This window comes from Streptomyces sp. NPDC107575, assembly GCF_055657265.1.
This window is the reverse complement of sequence record NZ_JBVKBG010000005.1, coordinates 1-22,523: the sequence shown is the minus strand read 5'-3', so window position 1 is coordinate 22,523 and position 22,523 is coordinate 1. Positions and strand designations below refer to the sequence as shown.

Below are 22,523 nucleotides of genomic sequence, written 5' to 3'. Positions count from 1 at the left end.
GGGGCACGAGGGCAGCCGCGTACGTAAGCTGGCTCGCATGCGTACGCGACCGACCCTGACCTGGGAACCGTCCGGCGATCTGCCGCCCGCCACGACCGACCCCGCCCCCGTCGTCGAGGCCGTGCGGGCCGGTGGGGTCGTCGTGCTGAGCGGGGCCGGGCTCTCCACCGAGTCGGGGATCCCGGACTACCGCGGGGAGCACGGCTCGCTGCGGCAGCACACCCCCATGACGTACCAGGAGTTCACCGGCAGCGAGCACGCCCGGCAGCGGTACTGGGCGCGCAGCCAGCTCGGCTGGCGGGCCATGATCCGGGCCAGGCCCAATGCCGGACACCTCGCCGTGGCCGAGCTGGCCGAGGCGGGCCTGGTCACCGGCGTGATCACGCAGAACGTCGACGGGCTGCAGCAGGCCGCCGGCGCCCCGGACGTCATCGAGCTGCACGGCAGCCTGAGCCGCGTGCTCTGCCTGCACTGCCGCGCCTTCACCACCCGCGCGGAAGTCGACCGGCGGCTGCGCGAGGCCAACCCGGACTTCGAGGCCGAGGCCGAGCGGCACCGCACCGCGCGCGTCAATCCGGACGGCGACGTGGAGCTCCCCGACGAGGCCGTGCGCGACTTCCAGGTGGTGACGTGCGCGGCCTGCGGCGTCGGGGTGCTCAAGCCGGACGTCGTCTTCTTCGGCGAGAACGTGCCGCCGGACCGGGTCGCCGCCTGCCGCGAACTCGTCGCCGGGGCTGCCTCGCTGCTCGTCCTGGGCTCCTCGCTGACCGTCATGTCAGGGCTGCGCTTCGTGCGGCAGGCCGCGGACGCCGGAACGCCGGTCCTGATCGTCAACAACCAGCCCACCCGCGGCGACCGGTGGGGTGTGCGGGTGGAGCTGCCGTTGGGGGAGGCGCTGCGGGACGTGGTGGCAGGGGTTCGCGGGTGAACGTCAGCGCAGGCCGGTTTCCGCACGGAGCCGTTCGAGCCACTCCCTGCCCATCTGCTCACCGTCGGGGTACTCGTCGTCCCGGTCCCAGCGCCACGTCGTGACGACCGCCAGGACGAGCGTCCGGCACGCTGCCAGCAAGTCCATGTCGATGCCCGCATAGTGCGCGGCGACTTCCTCCGGAGCATGCGCGAGGTCGAATTCGACGGGCCCGCGGCAGCACGTCTCCAGGTCGATGAAGAGCAGCCCGTCGTTCTTCGTGTCGAGCACGTTGCCGGGGTGCGGCTCACCGTGCAGCAACTGCTCGCCGCCGCCGCGCTCGTTGATCGTTCGACCCAGCTCGCGCAGTGTGTCGCGCAGCAACTCGCGGTCCGCCTCGGTCAGTTCCGGGGTGCGATCACGGTCCGCGAGCAGGCGTTCGGCCTGGGCGATCCGGTCCGTGATGTGCGGGGCCCGGACGTCGACGGTACGCATGCCGGCGTGCAGACGTTCGAGCGCGTGGGCGTAGTCGGCCGCTGCGGCGTGGCGCGTGTCACCGGGTGCGTAGTACGTCCACAGCGTGACCACGAAGCCGTCCCGCTCGTACACCCGTGGCTCCACCCGGGGCTCGAGCGCCGCCACCGGACACCCGGCGTCGGCGAGCGACCGCGCGAGCCCGACCTCGAACTCCGCCACCTGGTCGGTCACCGGTGCCACCCGGGCCAGGACGTCGCAGGGCAGCAGCCGCGCGGTGAGCTTGTTGGAGTCGTGCAGGACGGTCGCGTCGTCGGCGGCAAGGCCCAGCGACGTGCCCACCGATTGCGCCGCCGCCAGCGCCCGAGCGGCCTCGGATGCGCGCATCGTCACCTTCCGTTCCGTTCCGTTCTCAGACGGTGTAACCACCGTCCACCGCGAGGTGCTGTCCCGTGATGAACCCGGCCCGGTCCGACGCCAGGAACGCGACCGCCTCCGCGATGTCCTGCGCGGTACCGAAGCGACGCAGGGGAATGTTACGACGCGTCACCTGCAGGGCCACGTCGTCGAGTTCACCGTCCTCGATGAGGCGGGCGGCGATGCCATCGGTGAGCATGCCGGGGCCGACGCAGTTGAAGCGGACCCCGTAACGGCCCTCCTCCGCGGCGAGCGCGCGGACCACCGCCTCCACCGCGCTCTTCGTGCCCGAGGACAGGCCGTCGCGGACGGGATAGCGGTGGGTGGCGGCGGTGGTGACCGCGACGACGCTGCCTGCGGCTTCCCGCAGCGGGGCGAGCGCGGGGTGGACCAGGTTGTAGAACGCCTGGGCCTCGGTGTGGAGTTGCTGCCGGTACCGGGACGGCGGCACCTGACTCAGGTGCACCATCGGGACGTGCGGGCCCGCCGCGTGGACGAGCGTGTGCAGGGCACCGAAGCGGTCCACCGCCGCCCCGATCGCGCCCGCCGCCCCGTCCTCGTCCGTGAGGTCCGCGCGCAGGGGCTCCACCTGGCCGCCCTCGGCGCGGAGTTCGGCGGTGAGGGCCTCGGCAGCCTCCTGGTTCGAGCGATACGTGAACAGCACCGTGCTGCCGCGCCGGGCCAGCGCCCGGACGACCGCCGCGCCGATGCCTCCGGTGCCGCCCGCCACGAGCGCGGCGCCCTTGCGGGAGCCGAAGTCCTGTTCCGTGTCCGTATGTGTGCCGTTCAACGCGCCAACTCCCTCACAAGCTCCGGACGGTCGGCGACGGCCGTCGTCACGATGTCGCCCGTCCCCGCGTATATATCCGCAACCGCCGAAGAGTTGAAGGCATGTTCGGCCGCCGACGGGTGCCACGGAGGTATCTTCGATGCCCTGACGAAGGAGCGGATGTGGAGTCGCCGACGAGCGGTGTGGCCGAGCGTGTCGACCGGGCGTCGAAGGGCGGCCGCCCGCGCGCCACCTCCCGCGCCGACCTGGAACGGATCGGCTTCGAGCTCTTCGCCCGGCAGGGCTTCGACGCCACGACGGTCGACGACATCGCGGGCGCGGCCGGCATCGCACGGCGGACCTTCTTCCGCTACTTCGCGTCGAAGAACGACCTCGTGTGGGGCGACTTCGAGCAGCAACTGGCCGGATTCCGCAAGCTGTTGAGCGCGACGGGCCCCGACGTCCCGATCATGACGGCGCTGCGCGCGGCCGTCGTCGACTTCAACCGGTTCGACGCCACCGTCGTGCCCTGGCACCGACAGCGCATGCGGCTGATCCTGTCCGTGCCCACCCTGCAGGCCGACGCCACACTGCGGTACGCCTCGTGGCGCGCGATCGTCACGGACTTCGCCGCCCACCGCCTCCGCCTCGCCCCGTCCGACGTGCGCCCGCGGCTCTACGGCCACTCCGTCCTGGCCGCGGCGGTCACGGCGTACGAGCACTGGCTCGCGGTGCCGGACGCGGAGCTGAGCGAACTGCTCGACACGGCGATCCGGCACCTGGAGGTCGGGCTCGGCGGGGCGCCTTCCGCGTAGTCCGGGTCTCAAGGCAGCTCGAGGTAGTCCCGGTCTCAAGGCAGCTCGCGCCGCATCGCGTCGGCGATCAGCTCACCGATCAGCACGGCGGTCGCGGCCGGGCCGCGATGCGGTGTGTCCGGCAGCATCGACGTGTCCGCCACCCGCAGCCCGCGTATGCCGTGCACCCGCCCGTACTGGTCCACTGCCGGGCCCATCGGGACGGTGCCGCAGGTGTGCTGCGCCGTGCCGAGGTGGTCGCGGATCCATGTGTCGAGCGTGCGGTCGTCGCCGAGGACGTCCGGTCCGGGGGTGAGCAGGCCACCGTCGGAGAGCGTGGTGAACGGCGCGGTGTCCAACAGCTCGGCCGTGGTGCGCACGGCCACGCGCAGGCGGCGCAGGACCTCGTCGTCGCGCAGATAGTCGTAGTCGATGGCGGGGGAGACGGCGGGATCGGCGGAGAGCAGCCGCAGTCGACCGGTGGGGCGCGGAGTCTGGACGGAGGCGAGGAAGGAGAGTGGCGCGCCCGGCACGCGTGCGGTCCCGGTGACGAGCCCGGCCATCGGGACCAGTGACTGGAGGATCTCGATGTCACCGGGCCGATCGGTCGCCCCTGTGCGGGAGTTGAGGTGCAGACACCCGCCGAGCCAGCCGGTCGCGGGCGGCTCGACGTCCTCGCGCGGCAGCCAGTCCAGGACCAGTTGCGGATGGTCGGACAGGTCGGCCCCGACCGCGGGCGCGTCGCGGACGACGGTAACCCCGGCCCGTTCGAGATCCGCGCGGGGCCCGATCCCGGAGAGCAGCAGCAGGTGTGGCGTGACCAGCGCCCCCGCGCTCAGCACCACGCACCCGGCGTCGAGCGTCTCCCGTACCCCGTCGCGCTCGACCACGACCCCCGTGGCCCGGCCGCGCTCGACCACCACCCGCCGTACCGAACAGTCGCCCAGCACAGTGAGGTTGGGGCGTGCGAGCACCGGTGCCGACACGTACGCGAGCCCGGTGTTGTGCCGCACGCCGTCGACGGAGTTCGAGGGCACGGGCCCGAAGCCGGGCGGGCCCTGGCCGTTCTTGTCGGGCTCGGCGGCGAAGCCCAGCTGTCGGGCGGCCGCGCGGAAGGCCGCGGAGGCAGGGTGGGCCAGCGGTTCCCGGGCGACAGGCATCGGACCGCCACGGCCGTGCATCTCGTCCGGACCGAAGTCGAGATCGTCCTCCATGGTGCGCAGCAACGGCAGCACCCGTTCGTACGCCCAGGCCGGACGGCCCGCCGCGGCCCAACGGTCGAAGTCGGGGCGCCGGGCCCGGACGAAGTACCCGCCGTTCACCGTGGTGGACCCGCCAAGGATCCGCCCGCGCGGAACCGACCACGGCCGCCGCGGAGTGAGCCGTACGGGATGGGAGGACGTGGCGGGATGGTTCGGCTGGGCGCCCGGAACGAGGCGTGCGTCCAGCAGGGCCGGGTCGAACGCCGCCCCCACCGGTCCGGCCTCCACCAGCAGCACCCTCCGGTCGGCATCCTCGCTCAGCCGCGCCGCCAGCACGGCACCCGCGCCGCCGGCGCCGACGACCAGCACATCGGGACGGGCTGACGCGATCGGAGCCATGGGACCGGATCCAATCCCGCCACGACGGCAGCGCGCAAGACCTCCGGCGATGCCCGCACCCTTTCTTTTGGCATCGCATGCCAATACTCTCGGTCCCGTTCGCGCACACCCTCAACCACCCTTCGGTATCAGGGAGTTCCGCATGAACGAACAGCTCGAAGCCACCGCTGCCCCCGAGGCGCCCGCCACCTCGACCGCTCCGGCCGACGAACCCCTCATCGAGGCCGACGACCTGGTCGAAGAGGTCTCGATCGACGGCATGTGCGGCGTGTACTGATCGTGCCCGCCCCCGCCTCAGGACTCGACGCCCCCGCGTTCGACCTGGACCGCGCCTGGGACGTGCACCCCCAGGTGTCGGTCAGGCCCGAACCCTTCGGCGCGCTGCTGTACCACTTCGGCACGCGCAAACTGTCCTTCCTCAAGGACCGCGGACTGCTCGCCGTCGTCCAGGCGCTGTCGACGGCCCCCACCGCCCGCGCCGCCTGCGCGAGCGCCGGCGCGGGCGACGCGGACACGGCGCGGTACGCGCGCGCCCTCGCCGTCCTGGCCCGCTCGTCGATGCTGGTCGAAAGGAGCCCGACATCGTGACCTCAACTCCCGTGGCGGCCAAGCCCGGTGAACGCCTGGTGGACCTCTTCGAATACGGCCTCGACGCCCCGATCTGCCTCACGTGGGAACTCACCTACGCCTGCAACCTGTCCTGCTCCCACTGCCTGTCCAGCTCGGGCCGCCGAGACCCGCGCGAGCTGTCCACCGCAGAGGCCAAGGCGGTCATCGACGAGCTGGAGGCCATGCAGGTCTTCTACGTCAACATCGGCGGCGGCGAGCCGACCGTGCGCCCCGACTTCTTCGAACTCCTCGACTACGCGACCGCCCACCACGTCGGCGTCAAGTTCTCCACCAACGGCGTGCGCCTCACCCCGGACGTCGCCCGGCGCCTCGCCGCCAACGACTACGTCGACGTACAGATCTCCCTCGACGGCGCCACCGCCGACGTCAACGACGCGGTGCGCGGGACGGGTTCGTACGACACGGCGCTCAAGGCGATGGCGAACCTCGCCGACGCGGGCATGAAGAACTTCAAGCTGTCAGTCGTCTGCACCCGGCACAACATCCCGCAGATGGACGACTTCAAGGCCCTCGCCGACCGGTACGGCGCCCAACTCCGCCTCACCCGCCTGCGCCCCTCCGGCCGCGGCGCCGACGTATGGGACGAGCTGCACCCGCTGCCGACGCAGCAACGCCAGCTCTACGATTGGCTGGTGGCGCACGACGGGGAGGTCCTCACCGGCGACTCCTTCTTCCACCTGTCCGCGTACGGCGAGCCGCTGTCGGGGCTCAATCTGTGCGGGGCCGGGCGGGTCGTGTGTCTCATCGACCCCGTCGGGGACGTGTACGCGTGCCCGTTCGCCATCCACGACGAGTTCCTCGCGGGGAGTGTGCGCGACACGGGTGGCTTCGCCGGTGTGTGGCGGGAGTCGGAGCTGTTCCAGCGGCTGCGCGAGCCGCAGCACGGCGGCGCCTGCGCCTCCTGCGCCTTCTACGACACCTGCAAGGGCGGCTGCATGGCCGCGAAGTTCTTCACCGGCCTGCCGCTCGACGGGCCCGACCCGGAGTGCGTCCAGGGATACGGCGAGCAGCTCCTCGCCGACCGAGGCCCTGGCCAGGTACCGAAGCCGTCCGGCGACCACTCCCACCGCACCGGACCGGTCACCGTGCCACTCATGCGACGGCCCCCGGTGAGCGCGTGCGACGAGAACCCCGTAGCCGGAATCCGCTGATCCACGAGGAGACAGCCGCCCCATGGCAAGAAACCCATGGTTCGAAACGGTCGCCGAGGCCCAGCGGCGCGCCAAGAAACACCTCCCCAGCAGCGTCTACGGCGCCCTGGTCGCCGGCTCCGAACGCGGCCGCACCATCAACGACAACATCGGCGCGTTCGCCGAACTCGGCTTCGCACCACGGGTGGTGGGCCACCACGCCGACCGGAGTCTGACGACCACCGTCCTCGGCATCGAGTCCGCGTTCCCGGTGCTGATCTCGCCGACCGGTGTGCAGGCCGTGCACCCGGAGGGCGAGGTGGCCGTGGCCCGCGCCGCCGCCAACCGGGGCGTCATCATGGGGCTCAGCTCGTTCGCGAGCCGGTCCGTGGAAGACGTCGCCGAGGCCAACCCGAACACCTTCTACCAGATGTACTGGATGGGCAGCCGCGACTCCATGGTGCAGCGCATGGAGCGCGCCAGGGCCGCCGGGGCCAAGGCGCTGATCGCCACCCTGGACTGGTCGTTCTCCAACGGCCGCGACTGGGGCAGCCCCTCGATCCCGGAACGCCTCGACCTGCGCACGGCCGTGAAGTTCGCCCCCGACGTGCTGCCGCACCCGCGCTGGCTCCTCGCGTTCGCCAAGGCCCGCCGCGTCCCCGACCTCACCACGCCCAACCTCCAGGCACCCGGCGGACAGGCACCGACCTTCTTCGGCGCCTACGGCGAGTGGATGCAGACCCCGCCTCCCACCTGGGACGACGTGGAGTGGCTGCGCAAGGAGTGGGGCGGCCCGTTCCTGCTCAAGGGGGTCAGCAGGGTCGACGACGCCAAACGGGCGGTCGACGCGGGCGTCACCGGCATCTCCGTCTCCAACCACGGCGGCAACAACCTCGACACCACCCCCGCCACCATCCGGCTCCTGCCGTCCATCGCCGAGGCGGTCGGCGCCGACATCGAGGTCCTGCTCGACGGCGGTGTGCGGCGCGGCGGCGACGTCGCCAAGGCCCTCGCGCTCGGCGCCCGCGCCGTCCTCATCGGCCGCGCCTACCTGTGGGGCCTGGCCGCGAACGGGCAGGCGGGCGTGGAGAACGTCCTGGACATCCTGCGCGGCGGCCTCGACTCCGCCGTCCTCGGCCTCGGGCACGCCTCCGTCGACGAGCTGGGCCCGGACGACCTGGTGATCCCGGACGGCTTCACCCGCACTATCGGGGTCCCGCGTGCCTGAACCGGTGGACCTTGCGCGCGCGACCTGGCCCAGGGTTCCGGAGGGCGCCCTGGTCCTCGTCCCGGTCGGGTCCACCGAACAGCACGGCCCGCACCTGCCGTTGAACACGGACAGCGTGATCGCGGAAGCGGTGGCGCGGGGCCTGGGGCGCCAACTCCCCTACGAACACGTCATCTTGGCGCCCGCCCTTGCCTACGGTGCCAGCGGTGAGCACGCCGGATTCCCCGGCACGCTCTCCATCGGCCACGAGGCGCTGCACGCGGTCCTCGTGGAGACCATGCGGTCCCTGTCCCTGTGGGCGGGCCGCGTCGTCCTCGTCAACGGCCACGGCGGCAACGTCACCACCCTCGACGCGGCCTGCACCCAACTCCGCCACGAGGACCACGACGTGGCGTGGCTCGGCTGCGCCCCGCCCGGCGGCGACGCCCACGCCGGCCGCACCGAGACCTCGATCATGCTGCACCTCGCCCCGGACGACGTACGTCTCCCGAAAGCGGCCCCCGGCGACACCCGTCCGCTGCCCGAACTGCTGCCGCACCTCATCGCCCACGGCGTGCGCGGTGTCGCCCCGAACGGCGTCCTCGGCGACCCGACCGGCGCCACCGCCGAAGAAGGGCGTGAGCTGGTCGAGGCGATGGTGTCGCGCGCCGCACACCTCGTCACGGCGGGCCACGCGGACGTACGGGGTCGGCTCCTGGCCGCCGCACCGCAAGGAGCCGTATGACCCTCCCGCACGGTTTCGTCGTCGCGCTCGACCGGCGCACCCGCGTCCTCGACGGCGGCGGCGCCCTGCTCGGCGGATACCCGACACGCCTGCTGCGGCTGACACCACGCGCCCGCGCGCTCCTGACCGGGCGCACCCTGCGCGTACGCGACCGGGCGGGCGCGGTCCTCGCCGACCGGCTGCTCGCCACCGGCCTCGCCCACCCGCTGGTCGGAGAGCTGCCACCGAACGACCCGAACGCCACGGTCACCTACGTCATCCCCGTACGCGACCGACCCGATCAACTCGACCGCGCACTCGCGAGCATCCGGGCCACCACGGCCGACGCCCCGGTGCTCGTCGTCGACGACGCCTCGCACGAACCGGCTCCCGTCGCCGCCGTGGCCGCACGCCACCACGCGCGCGTGCTCCCGCTCCCCGCCAACCTCGGTCCGGCCGGAGCCCGCAACGCGGGCCTGCGCGAGGTCACCACGCCGTACGTGGCGTTCGTCGACTCCGACATCGTCCTCGCGCCCGACACGGTCGACGTCCTGCTGCGCCACTTCGCCGACCCGGCCGTCGTGATGGCAGTGCCCCGGATCACCGCGCTGCCGGGACCCGACGCCGAGCGCTGGCTGGGTCGCTACGAGAGCGTCCGCTCCTCCCTCGACCTGGGCAGCCGACCGGCCGCCGTACGCACCGGCACCCCCGTCTCCTGGGTCCCCAGCGCCTGCATGATCGCCCGCACCGACGCGCTCCTCAAGGCCGACGGCTTCGACGCCGCGATGCGCGTGGGGGAGGACGTCGACCTGTGCTGGCGGCTGACCGCAGGCGGCGGCCGCGTCCGCTACGAACCCGCCGTGCGGGCCGCCCACGAGCACCGCGTCGAACTCGCGGACTGGTTTCGCCGCAAGGCCGTCTACGGCACCGGGGCCCACCCCCTGGCGTGCCGTCACCCCGACAACATCGCCCCCGCGATCCTCGCCCCATGGAGCGCGGCACTTCTGGTCGTCCTGCTCGCGCAGCGCCGCTGGTCGCTGCCCGTCGCGGGCGGGCTCGCCGCCGTGGCCACCGTGAGCAACGCCCGGAAACTGCGGGGCATCGCGCATCCGCTGCCGCACGCGGCCCGGCTCACCGCTCTCGGCACGCTCGCGTCGCTCACCCAGGGCGCCGCGCTGCTCACCCGGCACTGGTGGCCGCTGACGGCGGCGGGCTGCCTGGCCTCGCGCCGCCTTCGCCGGGCCACGGCCGTCGCGGCGGTCGCGGACGTCGCCCTGGAAACCGTCGGGCGCGGCACGAACCCCACCCGCCTCGACCCCGTCCGCTACGCCGTCGCCCGCCGCCTCGACGACCTCGCGTACGGCTCCGGGGTGTGGCTCTCGGCGCTCAAGGGCCGCTCAACGGCTGCCTTGCGCCCTCGGATCGCGTGGCCGGCCCGTCCACCCGGGTCAGCACCCAGGAGCGCCACACCGCCGCGAACGGATCGCGGCGCTCGAGGACCGTCTCGGCGGTGGCCCCGGAGAGCCGGAACCGGAGCAGCGGACCCAGCGACCAGATGACGATCGGCAGCACCCGACCCACCAGCGTGTACGGCGAACAGACGTGGACGGGTGCGCCGCCACAACTCGTCGACGGACAGCGGACCAGCGCCGGCATGAGGAACACCGGCGCCGCCACGGCCCCGACGGCCCGCAACGGATCCAAGCCCCCGTCCGCGTACGCCGCATAGGAGGCACGAAGATCATGACGCCCGGCGCGACACGCGGGGTTCCCGGTGCGGGACGGTCACCCCGCGTACGTCGCTCCGAACGCCTCCAGGAACTCCAGCGTCGCCGCCGCCGACCGGTTCGGACACGACACGGCCACCCACGTCACCCCGGCCTTCTCCAGCGCGGCGAACGTCTCCCGGTGCCGGTCCGCGTCCAGGGCCGGCTCCGCGAGGGCGTCGTCGCGGTAGGAGTGCAGGACGTCGACGTCGGCACCGCGCCCAGCCGCGGCCGTGGCCTCGCGCACCTCCGCGATCGCGCCCGCCAGTTCGGGCAGCGGGCCGAGCGTCGGGGTGCGGGCCGTGGTGCTCAGTTCGGGGCCGCCGGACATCGGCATCCAGCCCTGCGCCCGCTCGGCCACGCGACGCCGGGTCAGCCGCGAGTTGCCGCCGATCCACAGCGGGATCGGCCGCTGCGCCGGCCGGGGCAGGGCCTGCGCGTCGCGGACGTTGAAGTGCCGGCCCTCGTAGCTGAACGGTTCGCCGCTCCAGTGCAGCGGCAGCACGTCGAGCACCTCTTCGAAGAGCGCGTTGCGCTCCTCGAAGTCGACGCCCAGGGCGTGGAACTCGCCCTTCAGATACCCGGCGCCGAGGCCCAGGATCAGCCGCCCGCCGGAGAGACGGTCGAGCGTCGCAGCCTGCTTGGCGAGCAGCAGCGGATTGCGGTAGGGCGCGACGGCCAGGTAGGTGAGCAGTCGCAGCCTGCTGGTCACGGCCGCCGCGTGGGAGAGCGCGACGAACGGATCCAGGGTCTGGTGCCCGCCGTGGTTCAGCCATCGCGCGCCGGGCGCCGGGTGTTCGCTGAAGGAGAGCCCGGAGAACCCGAACCGCTCGGCCGCGCGCGCCACTTCGGTCAGCGGGCCCGCGTCCAGCATGTCGGCGTCCGGTCCGTGCGCCTCCGGGTAGTGAAACAGGAATCGCATGGCACGCATCTACCCACGCGCGCCGCAAAAGGGAAGAGCTTCGGCGGCTCTCCTTGTGTGGTTCAGGCTGTTCAGGAGCGGGGCCAGGGCTGACCGCTGATCCGTTCGATGCTGGTGTTGAAGCGCTGCAGGTAGTGCGCGAAGGTCTCCACGTCGTCGGCCGACCAGTCCTCGAAGACCTTGTCCAGCTCCTGGACGTGGGTCGCGCGCTCGTGGTCGAGACGCTGCTCGCCCTCTTCGGTGATCCGGAACTTGCGGGCCATGCCCCCGTCCGGATCGGGGATCCGCTCCAGGAGACCGGCCCGCATCGCGCTCGCCGTCTGCCGGTTGAGCGTGGAAGCGTCGAGCAGCAACGCCTCGCTGAGCTGCCCGATCGACATCGGTCCCTGAACCCTGATCCGGCTCAGCAGGATGTATGCGCTGCGCTCCATGCGGGCCGCCTCGCGGCGCCGCTTCTCGCTGCCGAGCTGATGCCGGCCGAGCACCATGTGCTCGAACTCGACCAGGTGCGATGGCTTGTCCATGTACGTGCGTCCTCCCAGGTCGACCGTATCGCAGGGCGTCGCGGCCGAAGCCCTCCGTCCCGGCTCCCGCCCCGCTCGAGCGCCGCACCGTTACATATGTGTGCCATGCATGGAGTATGTACGGTGCACAAGATGTGTACGATGCATATCGTTGCACACGCTGAAGAGTTTGAAGAGATTGAGGAGTCCTTCATGGATGCGCCCCAGTCGAGCGGTCGGTCGGGCGTCGTCGTCGCCACCCTCGCGCTCGCCGGAACCGTCGCCGCGATCATGCAGACGCTGGTGACCCCGCTCATCGCCGAACTGCCCCGGATCCTGGACACGTCCGCATCGAACGCGGCCTGGGTGATCACGGTGACCCTGCTCGTCTCCGGTGTGTGCGTGCCCGTCTCCGGGCGCCTCGGCGACCTGATCGGCAAGCGCCGCATGATGCTCGCCTGCGCGGTGCCGCTGGTCGTCGGCTCCGTGGTGTGCGCCCTCTCGTCGTCCGTCGTACCGATGATCATCGGGCGCGGGCTGCAGGGGATGGGCATGGGCATGGTGCCGCTCGGCATCGCGCTGCTGCGCGACGTCGTGCCGGCCGAGAGGCTCAGCGGCTCCATCGCCCTGGTCAGCGCGTCCATGGGGATCGGCGGCGCGATAGGCCTGCCGATCGCCGCCGCGGTCGCGCAGTACGCGAACTGGCGTGTGCTGTTCTGGGGCGCCGCCGTGCTCGCCCTGATCATCGGCGCCATGATCTTCCTGATCGTGCCGGACGTCCCCGCCGCCGCCAAGGGGCAGCGCTTCGACGCGCCCGGCGCGATCGGCCTGGCCATCGGCCTCGTCTCGCTGCTGCTCGCGATCTCCAAGGGCGCCGACTGGGGCTGGTCGTCCGGCACCACGCTGGGCCTCTTCGGTGTAGCCGTCGTGGCGCTCCTCGTGTGGGGCCGCTACGAACTGCGCACCCGTGACCCGCTGGTCGACCTGCGGACGACCGCCCGCCCGCGCGTGCTGTTCACCAACGCCGCCTCGATCCTCGTCGGCGTCGGCATGTACTCCTTCATGCTGATCGCGCCCCAGGTCCTGCAGTTCCCCGAGGCCACCGGATACGGACTCGGCCAGTCGATGCTGGCGGCCGGCCTGTGGCTGGCACCCGGTGGCGTCATGATGATGCTGATCTCGCCGCTCGGCGGAAAGCTCATCAACGCCCGCGGCCCGAAGTTCGCCCTCATCAGCGGGGCCCTCGTGATCGCCCTCGGCTACGGTGCCGCACTGCCGCTCATGGGTACGGCCTGGGGCATCATGCTCGCCGGAATCATCATCAACAGCGGTGTCGCCCTCGCCTACGGCTCCATGCCCGCGCTCATCATGGGCTCGGTGCCGATCTCCGAGACGGCCGCGGCCAACGGCTTCAACACCCTGATGCGTTCGCTCGGCACGACGATCGGCTCCGCCGTGATCGGTGTGGTGCTCGCGCAGATGACCGTCTCCATGGGCGGCTTCACGCTCGCCTCCGAGGGCGGGTTCCGCACCGGACTGATGATCGGCTGTGGTGTCGCCCTGCTCTCCGCCGCCGTCGCGACGCTCATCCCGGCGCTGCGCCAGGCGGGCGCGGAGTCGGCCGCCGACGCGCGACCGGCCGAGGACGGCCAGGCCGCGGCGCGCGCCTGACGTGGTTCCCGGGGGAGGGGTGGCCTGCTCACGGGCCACCCCGGTCACCCGCCCCACGCATACGCGGAGGGGCGGTTGTCATGCGAAGTGCCGGGCAGGAGTGGTAAAAGGTCACTCGGGTTCCCTTGCCAGGCACGGCACTTGGAGGTGCACCGTGATGCTCCCGGCTCGCCGACACGCAGCGGGCGCTGACTGCGAGAGGGCAGAACGGGCCGCCGAACTCGAGGCCAAGGTCGAGCAGTTGAAGGAAGCGGTGACCTCGCACGCCGAGGTCGACCAGGCCATCGGTGTCGTGATCGCCGTGGGCGGTGTCACGCCGGCCGAGGCCTGGGACGTGCTGCGCGAGGTCTCCATGCGCACCAACACCCGGCTCCGGCTGGTCGCCCGGCAGCTGATCGCCTGGCCGCGCACCCATGAACTCGACCCGGCCATCCGCGTCGAGCTGGAGCGTCAGCTCGCCCAGCGCCGGACCACGGCGAGCCCGGTGGCGACCGAACCTCGCTGAAGCCCCGCTCCCCGGCTTGGGCCGCGAAGGCTCCCGCCGAGAAGCGGGAGCGGGCTCACTGCCGAACCCGCCACGGCCAGCATTGACCGCTTCACCCCTCGGAGTAACACGCAGGCCCGCTCACTAACGCAAATGTGCCCGGAATCTTCACGGGTGCTGGCCCGCCCGGTCACCGAGTGCCTCAGGCGCGTGCCAGCGCCGCCTCGATGAGCCGGCGGGCCGCCGCGTCGGTGCGGTCCGCGTCGCCCGTGACCAGCCGGTCCTGGCACAGGCCGCGCAGCCCGGAGACGAGCAGCGTCGCGCGCTCGCGCGCCGCGGGTGCCGGGTGGCCGAGGCGGGCATAGGCGTCCGCGATCGGATCGACCATGAAGGCGACGGTCTCGCGGGCCAGCTCCCCGTACTGCTCGGGATCGGTCGCCGCCAGGCTCAGCAGCTGGAGCAGCATCCGGATCGGCCCGGCCTGCTCGCCCACCGTGATCGCCTCCCACAGGTCGTGGGACGAACGGCGCAGCGCCTCGACGTCCTCGACCGGGTCGAACATCGCGTGGGCGTCGGGCCTGCTCGCGGCGAGGGCCCGCGCGATGAGCGTCTCGCGGCTGCCGAAGTAGTACAGCAGCATCCGCTTCGTCGTGCCGATCTCCTCGGCGAGCGGGGTGAGCGACAGCTGCGCGAGGCCGTGGCGCTGCACGTACTCGACCACCTGGCCGAGCAGCTCGGCGCGCTTCTCGGTGTTCACGGTTCGGGGCACCCTTTGAACGTACCGGACGGTACATGTATCGTCCATTCATCATGGATTCCTGTTCCGACCGGTACAACAACGGGTGGCCGCGCGGCGCCGCGCTCAAGGCCTTCGCCGAGGCCGCCTGGTTCCCCGCCGTCCTCTTCCTCGGCATCCTCTGCTTCTTCGCCCCGGCCCTGCACGCCCCGAAGCCGCACCACGTCCGGGTGGCCGTCGCGGGCTCGGCGGACCGGATCGAGGGCGAACTGCGCGCGCGGTACCCCGACGGCTTCGACGTGACGCCCGTGGATACCGCCCGCCAGGCCCGCCGGGCGGTCCTCGACCGGGACGCCTATGCCGGATACGTCACCGGGGACCACCCCGTCCTCTACGTGGCCAAGGGCAACGGCGCCTCCCTGGAACAGACCCTCACCAGCGCCTTCGGCGATCTCACGGGCGGCGCCCCCACCGTCCGCGACGTCGCGCCCACCGCGCCGAAGGACCTGCTCGGCTCGACGGTGCTCTACTTCGCCATCGCCTGGAACATCCCCGCGTACATCCTCGCCACGACCCTGCTGCGCGCCGTCGCCCTCGACCGGCGCCGCAAGCTCCTGGCCATCGCGGCCGTCGCCGCCGTGTTCAGCCTCGTCGGATACGCGGCCGGGGCCGGGCTCGGCTACTTCGACGCCCACCCGGCGGTCCTGGCCGTGGCCTTCCTGCTCACCACGGCGGTCGCCACGGTCGCCTCCGGGCTCGCGCCCTTCACCCGGCAGTTCCTGCCCGCGGTCGGCATGACGCTGTTCATCGTGATGTCGATCCCGACCAGCGGGGGAGCGGTGCCCGCCCCGCTGCTCCCGGAGTTCTTCCAGGACGTGCACGCCGTGATGCCGCTCGCCAACGCCGTCGACGCGCTGCGCGGAGTGCTGTACTTCGACGGGGCCGGGGTGCTCAAGCCGCTGCTTGTGCTGTGCGGCTGGATCGTGGCGGGCCTGGCGCTGCTCGGCCTTGACTTCGCACGCCATCGCCGCGCGGACGGGGGCGAGCCGGCCCCCGTCGACGACCCCGCCGCCGAGACGCCCGTGCCCACCGCGCTGCCCGGCAGGCGCCACCACTTCGGCGAACCGGTCCCCACGCTGACCGGCGCCGTCACCGACGCCGGTCACGAACCGCTGCGGGGCGCCGCCGTCGTCGTCCTCGACGGCCGCGGACGCCAACTCGTCTCCACCTTCACCGACGACCAGGGCCGCTACGCGGTGGCGGGCCTGCCCGAGGACCACCTCAGCCTGGTGGCCTCCGCCCCCGGCAGGCACCCCGAGGCGCAGCGCATCCTCGTACGTCAAGGAGCCCCGGCCACGGCGGACTTCATGCTGCGGGCCCGCGAGGGCGTCCTCGTCAGCGGGTGACGCCGGAGCCTTCGGCGAGCGCCTCGGCCGTCCGGCTCAGGATCACGTCGACCTCCTCGTCCGTCAGCGGTACGAGTTCCAGGGCCAGTTCGCCGTCGTCCTGGCGGTCCGTGTAGAGCCAGATCTGCGGGTCCCCGGACCTGAGCGCGTCCGCGAGGGCGGAGGCGTCGAGCCCGGCCCGTGTCGCGTCGACCCGCAGCGCCGCGCGGGGGAACGGCAGGCCGGTCGGGTCGGGGACCGGGTGCGCGGTGAGGCCGGGGAGCGCCGCGGCGCGGGCGCAGAAGCGCGCGACCTTCTCCTCCTGGCGCCGCGCCCACGCGGACACGTCCAGCTCCTGCCGAGCCTCCAGCGCGGCGAGCGTGCCCACGATCGACTCCTTGCTCGCCTTCATCGCCCGGCCGATGCCCCTGCCCTGCGCCCGCACCGCCCGGACGGCCTCGGCGCAGCCGAGCACCAGGCCCGCGGTCGGACCGCCCAGATACTTCTGGCCGCTCACAAGGACCAGGTCGGCGCCGGTGGCCAGGAGTTCGCCGACCCGGAAGTCCTGCGCCGCCCCGTCGACGACCGCGGGCACCCCGCGCCGGTGCGCCGCGGCGACCGCCTCGGTGAGCGGGACGCGCGCCCCGCGCGTGAGCCGCGATGACACCAGCACGAGGCACGCGGTGCCGGGGTGCGCGAGATCCTTCTCCAGCTCCTCCAGGGTGCACGCGGAATCGGACCCCGACAGGACGGGCGTGGCGCCCGCCAGCCGGATGTCCTGGATCAGCGGGTGCCCGTAGTCGACCGAGTGTCCCGCGGGCAGCACCACGCGCGCGGGCAGCCCGCCGGTGTCCGGCAGTGCGGCGATCCGCTCCGCCGATTCGCCCGTCATCGCGGCCGCGACCGCGAGGGTGATCGCCGACGACGTGCAGTGCACGACCGTTCCGGCCTCCGCGCCCGTGGCGCGCGCGAGGGTGCGGTCGGCGAGCTCGTGCAGCTCCTCCATCACGAAGAACCCGGACAGCGCCTCCGCGACCGCGCGCCCGAGCCGCCCCTCGCTGCGCGAGACACCGGCCGGGGTGAAGGGCCCCCGCGCGTTGATCAGCCGCGTCAGCCCGTATCGCTCGTGCGGCCCCTGCTGTTCGTGAAGTCCCATGGGCAGCATGGTGCCTGGTCGGCGCCGTGTGCCGGGCGACCGGCTCAGCGGGTCGCGTGCAGCGCGTCGCCGAACCGCCGATGGCTGTGCCGCCAACCGCCCGAGACCCGCACGGCATCGCGCACATGCGGATGGTCCGCGGCGAGCCCCACGTGCTCGTGCTCCACCTCGGGGACCGACCCGTCCGCGCCCGCCGGCCACAGGCGGGCCGCCGCGACCCCCGCGCCCACCGCCACCACTCCGAGCCCCGCCACGGCCGCGCCGAGACCGGCCCGCGCGCCCAGCCAGCCGGCCAGCGGGTAGGTGAGCAGCCAGCACGCGTGGGACAGGGAGAACTGCGCGGCGAACACGGCCGCACGGTCCCGCTCCGGCGCGGCCCGCCGGACCAGCCGCCCGGTCGGCGTGAGCACCATCGAGCACGCGCCGCCGAACGCGGCCCACGCGGCGAGCAGCGCGGGCACCCGCCAACTCCCGCTCGGCGCCGCCGTGACGACCCCGACGGCCACGAACACGCCACCCAGCGCCAGCGCCCCGCGCACCATCACCGCCCGCTCGCCCACCCGCTCCAGCACGCGCGGCACCACGAGCGCCACCGCCATCGACCCGGCCCCGTACGCGCCGAGCGCCACCGGCAGCGCGCCCGACGACAAGCCCAGGAAGTCCCTCACGTAGACGACGGAGTTGACGGTCACCAGGGCGCTCGCCGCCGCCACGGCCAGGTTCAGCGCCAGCAGGCCGCGCAGTTGCGGAAGCGCGAGGAAGAGCCGGGTCCCGGCCGTCGCCCTGGCGAACACGCCGCCCGCGCGCGGGGGAGCGGGCGCGCGCCCGGGCAGCGTCGTCGAGACCACGAGTGCGGCCGAGGCGAGGAAGCCCACGACCGTGCCCGTGAACAGCCGGTGGTACGAGAGCACCGACAGCAGCGCCGCGGCGAGCGCGGGACTGAACAGACTCTCCAGGTCGTACGCGAGCCGGGCGAGCGACAACGCGCGCGTGTAGTCGCGTTCGTCGGGCAGCACGTCCGGGATCAGCGCCTGGAAGGTGGGCGTGAACACGGCCGAGGCGGACTGCAGCACGAACACCAGGACGTAGACCTGCCACACCTGGTCCACGAACGGCAGCATCAGGGCCACGGCCGCCCGCAGCAGATCGGAGCCCACCAGCACCGCGCGCCGCGGCAGCCGCTCCGCGAACGCCCCCACCAGCGGGGCGACCAGAACGTACGCCGTCATCTTGATCGCGAGCGCGGTGCCGAGCACGGCCCCCGCGTCCGCCCCCGCGATGTCGTACGCCAGGAGCCCGAGCGCGACGGTGGCGAGGCCGGTGCCCACCAGGGCGACGACCTGGGCGCCGAACAGGCGGCGGTACGTGCGGTGGCGCAGAACCGTGAGCATGCGGGCCCCTCCCGAAGGCTGCGTCGCCAGAATACTCGTCATGTGCGCACCTGCGCACATGACGAGTATGAAACCCCGGGGTGGTCCGTTCGCACAAGAGCTCCATGATCAGGGCTCTAGGCTGGGGCCATGCCCGCAAGCGACCCGACCCCCGCAGCGGCCCACGCGGCCGTCGCGCACCCGCGCGAGCCCGACGCCGCCCGACTCGCCGAGGCGACACGGGTGTTCGCCCTGCTGTCGGACGCGACCCGGCTGCACGTGCTGTGGCTGCTCGCCCTGGAGGAGTCGGACGTGGGCTCGCTCGCCGACCGCGTAGCGGCCTCGCGCACGGCCGTCAGCCAGCACCTGGCGAAGCTGCGCCTCGCGGGCCTGGTCGAGGCGCGCCGCGAGGGTCGGCACATGCATTACCGGCTCACCGACGGACACCTGCGGCGCCTGGTCACGGAGGCGCTGAGCCACGCGGACCACCGGGTGACAGGAGAGGCCCCGCACGACTGAAAAGGTGCACGTCACGTACGGTCGCGGACCGAGGTGAGCAGCCCGTAGAGCACGACGTTGCCCGCGTACCCGGTGCTCTTGCTGTACGTGCCGCCGCAGGTGATGACGCGGAGTTCGGGCAGGCCGGTACCGCCGTAGACCCGGCGGGACGGGAAGCGCTTCTTGTCGACGACGTCGATGCCGTGGATCTCGAACACGGCCGTCTTCCCGTCCGAGCGGTCGATCTCGATGTGCTCGCCCTTCTTGAGCGCGCCGAGGCCGTAGAAGACGGCGCGGCCCTCGGCGTTGTCCACGTGCCCGTCGACGACCGCGGTGCCGCGCTCGCCGGGCGTGACCGCGCCAGGGAACCAGCCCGCCAGATTCGCCCTGTCCGGCGGCGGCGCGTCCAGCCAGCCCTCCGGGTCCCGGCCGACGCGCGTCAGCGGCGCGTTCACACCGATCTCGGGGATGCGGATGCGCTGCGGCGTCGCGGCGGGCAGCGGGTCGGCCGGCGGGGTGTTGGTGCCGAGCTTCGCCGCCCCGGGGTCGGGCTGCGGCGGCCCGTCACCGGAGATCCCGTGGTGCACCAGCAGTACGCCGGCGAGCAGCGTCGCCGCGAGGAAGGACCACGTGGGGCGGCGGCGCTGCACGGCAGGAGACGATTCGGCTATCGCAGGCATCAGTGGGCCCCGCTCTGCCGGCGTCGTCGGCGCAGCCGCCTGCCGAGGAGCACCGGCACGGACGCCAGGGCGAGCAGCCCGGCCGCCGCGCCGAGGTGGCGGCCGAGCCCGCCCGACGTGTCGGCAGCCGCCATGGCGCCCGTGGCGGGCGCGGGCGCCGGAACGGCCGCCGCCAACTGCTGCGGAGCCGACAGCGGCCGGGAAGCCTCCGCCTGCCGGGCGTGCAACGGCGCCGCCTCCGCGCCCCAGTCGAGCAGCGCGCGGCTCTCCTCGTAGACCGCGTTGAAGTCCTCGGCCTGCGGGTTCATGACGGTCACCAGGACCGTCTGCCCCGCGTGGGTCGCGGCGGAGACCAGGGTGCAGCCGGCCTTCGACGTGTAGCCGTTCTTGACCCCGATCAGGCCCGGATACGGCGCCACCCCGTGTGAGCCCACGAGCAGCCGGTTGGTGTTCTCGATGCCGAACGCCCGAGGGCCGCCGGACGCCGGGAAACGCGCCCACTTCGTGGCCATGTAGCGCCGGAAGTCGTGGTTCTTGAGGCCCTCCCTCGCGATCAGCGCCAGATCGTGGGCGGAGGAGAACTGGCCGGGCGTGTCGTAGCCGTCGGGGGAGCGGACCTGGGTGTCGCGGGCGCCGATCCGGTGGGCGGTCGCCTGCATCTGCGCGACGGTGCGGGAGACGCCGCCGTTCATGTGCGCGAGTGTGTGCACGGCGTCGTTGCCGGAGCTGAGGAACACGCCGCGCCACAGGTCGGCCACCGTGTAGCGGTGCCCCTCGTCGACCCCGACGAGACTGCTGCCCTCGGAGACGTCGGAGAGATCCCCGTACGTCGCCCGGTGCACCTCGTCCTGACGCAGCTTCGGCAGCACCGTCAGGGCGAACAGGGTCTTGAGGGTGCTCGCGGGCGGCAGCCTGCGGTGCGGCGCCTTCGCGGCGAGGACGTCACCGGTGCGCGCGTCCATGACCTCCCACGACAGCGCGGTCAGGGACGACGGCGGCGCGGGCGGGTCGGGCACCGGAGGATCGGCGACGGCCGGGCCGACGGCGGTGCCGACGGACACCGTCGCGCACACGCCGCAGGTGACAACGGCCCTGCTCAGGGCAGGGCGAAAGCGGAAGAATGACGCCATGCCGGAAACGTAGGACCGGCTCGGCGCAACCGCGCTCCACGTACGCCATACGGCCTCCGCACACGGGGGACGCCTGCCACGAGGTGCGCGCGGTACGCCCCGGAAATACGCTGTTCGGGTGACGGCCGCTCCGCCCGGGGCGGCCGTGATCCTCCCCGCCGAGCCGGGCGGGCCACGAACGTGACGTACGTACGCTGGAATGACACGACGGTGGAGGTGGCCGCCATGACGGCCCAGACACGACTCCTGAACCGGCTCTCGCACGCGGACCGGGACCGGCTGATGCCCCTGGCCAAAGAGGTCTCGTTCGCGCAGGACACCCGGATCTTCGAGGAGGGGGACCGGGCGGACCGGTTCTGGATCATCCGGACCGGGATGGTCACCCTCGACGTCCGCGTCTCCGACCGGGCCCTGTTGCCCATCGATCCGCTCGGCCCCGGCGACCTGCTGGGCTGGTCCTGGCTGTTCGAGCCGTACGAGTGGGACTTCGGCGCGGAGGCGTTCAGCCCCGTGCGGGCCTACGAGTTCGACGGCTCGTCCGTCCGCACGCTGTGCGAGCAGGAGCCGCGGCTCGGCGTGGCGGTGCTGCACGCGGTGGCCGAGGTGATGGCGCACCGGCTGGAGGCGGCGCGGGTCAAGCTGGTCGAGGCGCATCGGACGCACGGACGGATCATGTAGGCGAGGACAGGAGCTCGCGGCGGCTCTACGGGGTTCCGCGGGCGTCCTTGTCACCCGACTCGACGCCTCGACAGGCGGTGGGCGCGTCCACGCGGTGGGATCGGTCGCGGAGCATCCGCACAACCGTGGTCCGGCCACCGGGCCCGCCGAGAGGATCCGCATGGGCCGCACCGCGTCCTGGCCGACCGCCGCCGTCGCCGCGGCCGCACTCGCCTTCGGGGCGCTGGCATGCCCCGCCGCCTGGGCCGCGGACGACGACCCCTGGGAGACCGACACCTCGTGGACCGAGAGCCCGCCGATGGCCGACTCCTCGGGAACGCTGGAGCTCGTGCCCGCCGACCCGGGGCCGGGCGCGAGCGTCACGGCGAGCACGAGCGGCTGCGGCGAGGACCGGACCGCAGCGGGTGACGCCGACAGTCTCGGGGCCGGAGAGTTCCCCTTGCAGACGGCGACGCAGGAGGGTTCCGTCACGGGTCAGTTCACGGTGCCGACGGGCGCCAGGTCCGGGACCTTCCCGATCACCGTGACCTGCGAGAGCGGCACCGAGGTGCGGCAGACGCTCACCGTGTCGGGGCGGGGGAGCACCGAACTGGGCGGCGTGAAGGCCGGGGACGGCGGCTCGCTGGGCACGCTGAGCGTCGCGCAACTCGCCCTGGGCGGCGTCCTCATCGCGGGCGCGCTGGGCGCGGCCGGGCACTACGCACGCCGCCGCGCCCAGGAGACATGATGGTCTTCCCGGGCGCGGCGGTGGACTTGAACTCCCTTAACCCTTGCGGGTCTTGACCTCTTCGGTCAAGGCGGGGACGACGTCGAAGAGGTCGCCGACGACGCCGTAGTCGACGAGGTCGAAGATCGGCGCCTCGGCGTCCTTGTTGATCGCGACGATCGTCT

Annotated in this window: 25 protein-coding genes and 1 pseudogene; 15 read left to right on the top strand and 11 right to left on the bottom strand. The window is 72.9% G+C overall.

The annotated features are described in order from the left end of the window. The first annotated feature begins 37 nt into the window (after positions 1-37). Entirely contained in the window at positions 38-928 is an 891-nt protein-coding gene (locus ACZ7L4_RS24915; protein WP_472105728.1) for a Sir2 family NAD-dependent protein deacetylase, read from the top strand. Between the two features lie 3 nt (positions 929-931). Here ACZ7L4_RS24915 and ACZ7L4_RS24910 read toward each other — a convergent pair whose 3' ends face one another. Both ACZ7L4_RS24910 and ACZ7L4_RS24905 read right to left on the bottom strand, forming a co-directional pair. Then, on the bottom strand, positions 932-1,768 hold the full coding sequence (locus ACZ7L4_RS24910) for a phosphotransferase family protein (RefSeq protein ID WP_472105726.1): 837 nt from the start codon (positions 1,766-1,768) through the stop codon (positions 932-934). A gap of 25 nt (positions 1,769-1,793) precedes the next feature. Then, positions 1,794-2,588, bottom strand: a complete 795-nt coding sequence (locus ACZ7L4_RS24905; protein WP_472105724.1) for an SDR family NAD(P)-dependent oxidoreductase — start codon at positions 2,586-2,588, stop codon at positions 1,794-1,796. Between the two features lie 161 nt (positions 2,589-2,749). Here ACZ7L4_RS24905 and mftR point away from each other — a divergent pair, with 161 nt between their 5' ends. After that, a complete protein-coding gene (gene mftR / locus ACZ7L4_RS24900; RefSeq protein WP_472105722.1) occupies positions 2,750-3,382 on the top strand; it encodes a mycofactocin system transcriptional regulator in 633 nt (210 codons plus the stop codon). Between the two features lie 35 nt (positions 3,383-3,417). Here mftR and mftG read toward each other — a convergent pair whose 3' ends face one another. Then, complete coding sequence (gene mftG, locus ACZ7L4_RS24895) at positions 3,418-4,962, bottom strand: mycofactocin dehydrogenase MftG (RefSeq protein WP_472105720.1); 1,545 nt, start codon at positions 4,960-4,962, stop codon at positions 3,418-3,420. Between the two features lie 142 nt (positions 4,963-5,104). Between mftG and mftA the strand changes: the two genes are divergently transcribed. The 7 genes from mftA to ACZ7L4_RS24860 are packed head-to-tail and all read left to right on the top strand — an operon-like array spanning position 5,105 to position 10,382. Next, positions 5,105-5,239, top strand: a complete 135-nt coding sequence (gene mftA / locus ACZ7L4_RS24890) for a mycofactocin precursor MftA (RefSeq protein WP_472105718.1) — start codon at positions 5,105-5,107, stop codon at positions 5,237-5,239. Then, complete coding sequence (gene mftB / locus ACZ7L4_RS24885) at positions 5,224-5,550, top strand: mycofactocin biosynthesis chaperone MftB (RefSeq protein ID WP_472105717.1); 327 nt, start codon at positions 5,224-5,226, stop codon at positions 5,548-5,550. Before mftA ends, mftB begins: the two co-directional genes overlap by 16 nt. Beyond that, the gene (gene mftC, locus ACZ7L4_RS24880; RefSeq protein ID WP_472105715.1) at positions 5,547-6,743 is read left to right on the top strand and encodes a mycofactocin radical SAM maturase; all 1,197 of its coding nucleotides are present in this window, start codon (positions 5,547-5,549) and stop codon (positions 6,741-6,743) included. The genes mftB and mftC overlap by 4 nt, the downstream gene beginning before the upstream one ends. Before the next feature lie 22 nt (positions 6,744-6,765). Then, positions 6,766-7,950: a pre-mycofactocin synthase MftD gene (gene mftD / locus ACZ7L4_RS24875; RefSeq protein WP_472105713.1), complete on the top strand. Its 1,185-nt coding sequence runs from the start codon at positions 6,766-6,768 to the stop codon at positions 7,948-7,950. Continuing rightward, positions 7,943-8,674, top strand: a complete 732-nt coding sequence (gene mftE, locus ACZ7L4_RS24870; protein WP_472105711.1) for a mycofactocin biosynthesis peptidyl-dipeptidase MftE — start codon at positions 7,943-7,945, stop codon at positions 8,672-8,674. Before mftD ends, mftE begins: the two co-directional genes overlap by 8 nt. Next, positions 8,671-10,212 carry a mycofactocin biosynthesis glycosyltransferase MftF gene (mftF, locus tag ACZ7L4_RS24865; RefSeq protein ID WP_472105709.1) on the top strand — a complete coding sequence of 514 codons (1,542 nt, stop codon included), beginning with the start codon at positions 8,671-8,673 and terminating at the stop codon, positions 10,210-10,212. Before mftE ends, mftF begins: the two co-directional genes overlap by 4 nt. Next, positions 10,209-10,382 (top strand): hypothetical protein, encoded by a 174-nt coding sequence (locus ACZ7L4_RS24860; protein WP_472105707.1) that lies wholly within the window; start codon positions 10,209-10,211, stop codon positions 10,380-10,382. Before mftF ends, ACZ7L4_RS24860 begins: the two co-directional genes overlap by 4 nt. A gap of 56 nt (positions 10,383-10,438) precedes the next feature. Here ACZ7L4_RS24860 and ACZ7L4_RS24855 read toward each other — a convergent pair whose 3' ends face one another. Continuing rightward, a complete protein-coding gene (locus tag ACZ7L4_RS24855; RefSeq protein ID WP_472105705.1) occupies positions 10,439-11,341 on the bottom strand; it encodes an LLM class F420-dependent oxidoreductase in 903 nt (300 codons plus the stop codon). 71 nt (positions 11,342-11,412) lie between these two features. Further along, entirely contained in the window at positions 11,413-11,865 is a 453-nt protein-coding gene (locus tag ACZ7L4_RS24850) for a MarR family winged helix-turn-helix transcriptional regulator (protein WP_450812280.1), read from the bottom strand. 192 nt (positions 11,866-12,057) lie between these two features. On the opposite strand from ACZ7L4_RS24850, the gene ACZ7L4_RS24845 reads away from it, so the two are divergent. Continuing rightward, positions 12,058-13,515, top strand: coding sequence for an MFS transporter (locus ACZ7L4_RS24845; RefSeq protein ID WP_472105703.1), 1,458 nt, complete (start codon positions 12,058-12,060; stop codon positions 13,513-13,515). Between the two features lie 157 nt (positions 13,516-13,672). After that, positions 13,673-14,020, top strand: coding sequence for an ANTAR domain-containing protein (locus ACZ7L4_RS24840; protein WP_472105701.1), 348 nt, complete (start codon positions 13,673-13,675; stop codon positions 14,018-14,020). Positions 14,021-14,201: 181 nt separating this feature from the next. Here the strand turns inward: ACZ7L4_RS24840 and ACZ7L4_RS24835 are convergent, their stop codons facing one another. Then, positions 14,202-14,768 (bottom strand): TetR family transcriptional regulator, encoded by a 567-nt coding sequence (locus ACZ7L4_RS24835; protein WP_472105699.1) that lies wholly within the window; start codon positions 14,766-14,768, stop codon positions 14,202-14,204. Positions 14,769-14,809: 41 nt separating this feature from the next. On the opposite strand from ACZ7L4_RS24835, the gene ACZ7L4_RS24830 reads away from it, so the two are divergent. Then, the gene (locus ACZ7L4_RS24830; RefSeq protein WP_472105697.1) at positions 14,810-16,141 is read left to right on the top strand and encodes a carboxypeptidase regulatory-like domain-containing protein; all 1,332 of its coding nucleotides are present in this window, start codon (positions 14,810-14,812) and stop codon (positions 16,139-16,141) included. Here the strand turns inward: ACZ7L4_RS24830 and ACZ7L4_RS24825 are convergent. Together ACZ7L4_RS24825 and ACZ7L4_RS24820 are read right to left on the bottom strand one after the other, a co-directional pair. Then, entirely contained in the window at positions 16,131-17,276 is a 1,146-nt protein-coding gene (locus ACZ7L4_RS24825; RefSeq protein ID WP_472105695.1) for a PLP-dependent aminotransferase family protein, read from the bottom strand. The two genes, ACZ7L4_RS24830 and ACZ7L4_RS24825, sit on opposite strands and share 11 nt — an antisense overlap. 44 nt (positions 17,277-17,320) lie before the next feature. Beyond that, positions 17,321-18,667: an MFS transporter gene (locus ACZ7L4_RS24820; protein ID WP_472107333.1), complete on the bottom strand. Its 1,347-nt coding sequence runs from the start codon at positions 18,665-18,667 to the stop codon at positions 17,321-17,323. Between the two features lie 129 nt (positions 18,668-18,796). Here ACZ7L4_RS24820 and ACZ7L4_RS24815 point away from each other — a divergent pair, with 129 nt between their 5' ends. Continuing rightward, on the top strand, positions 18,797-19,165 hold the full coding sequence (locus ACZ7L4_RS24815; RefSeq protein WP_385757449.1) for an ArsR/SmtB family transcription factor: 369 nt from the start codon (positions 18,797-18,799) through the stop codon (positions 19,163-19,165). An 11-nt stretch (positions 19,166-19,176) separates the two neighbouring features. On the opposite strand, the gene ACZ7L4_RS24810 is transcribed toward ACZ7L4_RS24815, so the two are convergent. Further along, a complete protein-coding gene (locus tag ACZ7L4_RS24810; RefSeq protein ID WP_472105693.1) occupies positions 19,177-19,824 on the bottom strand; it encodes a class F sortase in 648 nt (215 codons plus the stop codon). Continuing rightward, complete coding sequence (locus ACZ7L4_RS24805) at positions 19,824-20,954, bottom strand: D-alanyl-D-alanine carboxypeptidase family protein (RefSeq protein WP_472105691.1); 1,131 nt, start codon at positions 20,952-20,954, stop codon at positions 19,824-19,826. The genes ACZ7L4_RS24810 and ACZ7L4_RS24805 overlap by 1 nt, the downstream gene beginning before the upstream one ends. Before the next feature lie 225 nt (positions 20,955-21,179). Between ACZ7L4_RS24805 and ACZ7L4_RS24800 the strand changes: the two genes are divergently transcribed. Together ACZ7L4_RS24800 and ACZ7L4_RS24795 are read left to right on the top strand one after the other, a co-directional pair. Beyond that, positions 21,180-21,632, top strand: a complete 453-nt coding sequence (locus ACZ7L4_RS24800) for a cyclic nucleotide-binding domain-containing protein (protein ID WP_472105689.1) — start codon at positions 21,180-21,182, stop codon at positions 21,630-21,632. Between the two features lie 160 nt (positions 21,633-21,792). After that, the gene (locus ACZ7L4_RS24795) at positions 21,793-22,359 is read left to right on the top strand and encodes a hypothetical protein (protein ID WP_472105687.1); all 567 of its coding nucleotides are present in this window, start codon (positions 21,793-21,795) and stop codon (positions 22,357-22,359) included. 36 nt (positions 22,360-22,395) lie between these two features. Here the strand turns inward: ACZ7L4_RS24795 and ACZ7L4_RS24790 are convergent. Continuing rightward, positions 22,396-22,523, bottom strand: a pseudogene (locus ACZ7L4_RS24790) (electron transfer flavoprotein subunit alpha/FixB family protein); the annotation flags it as partial.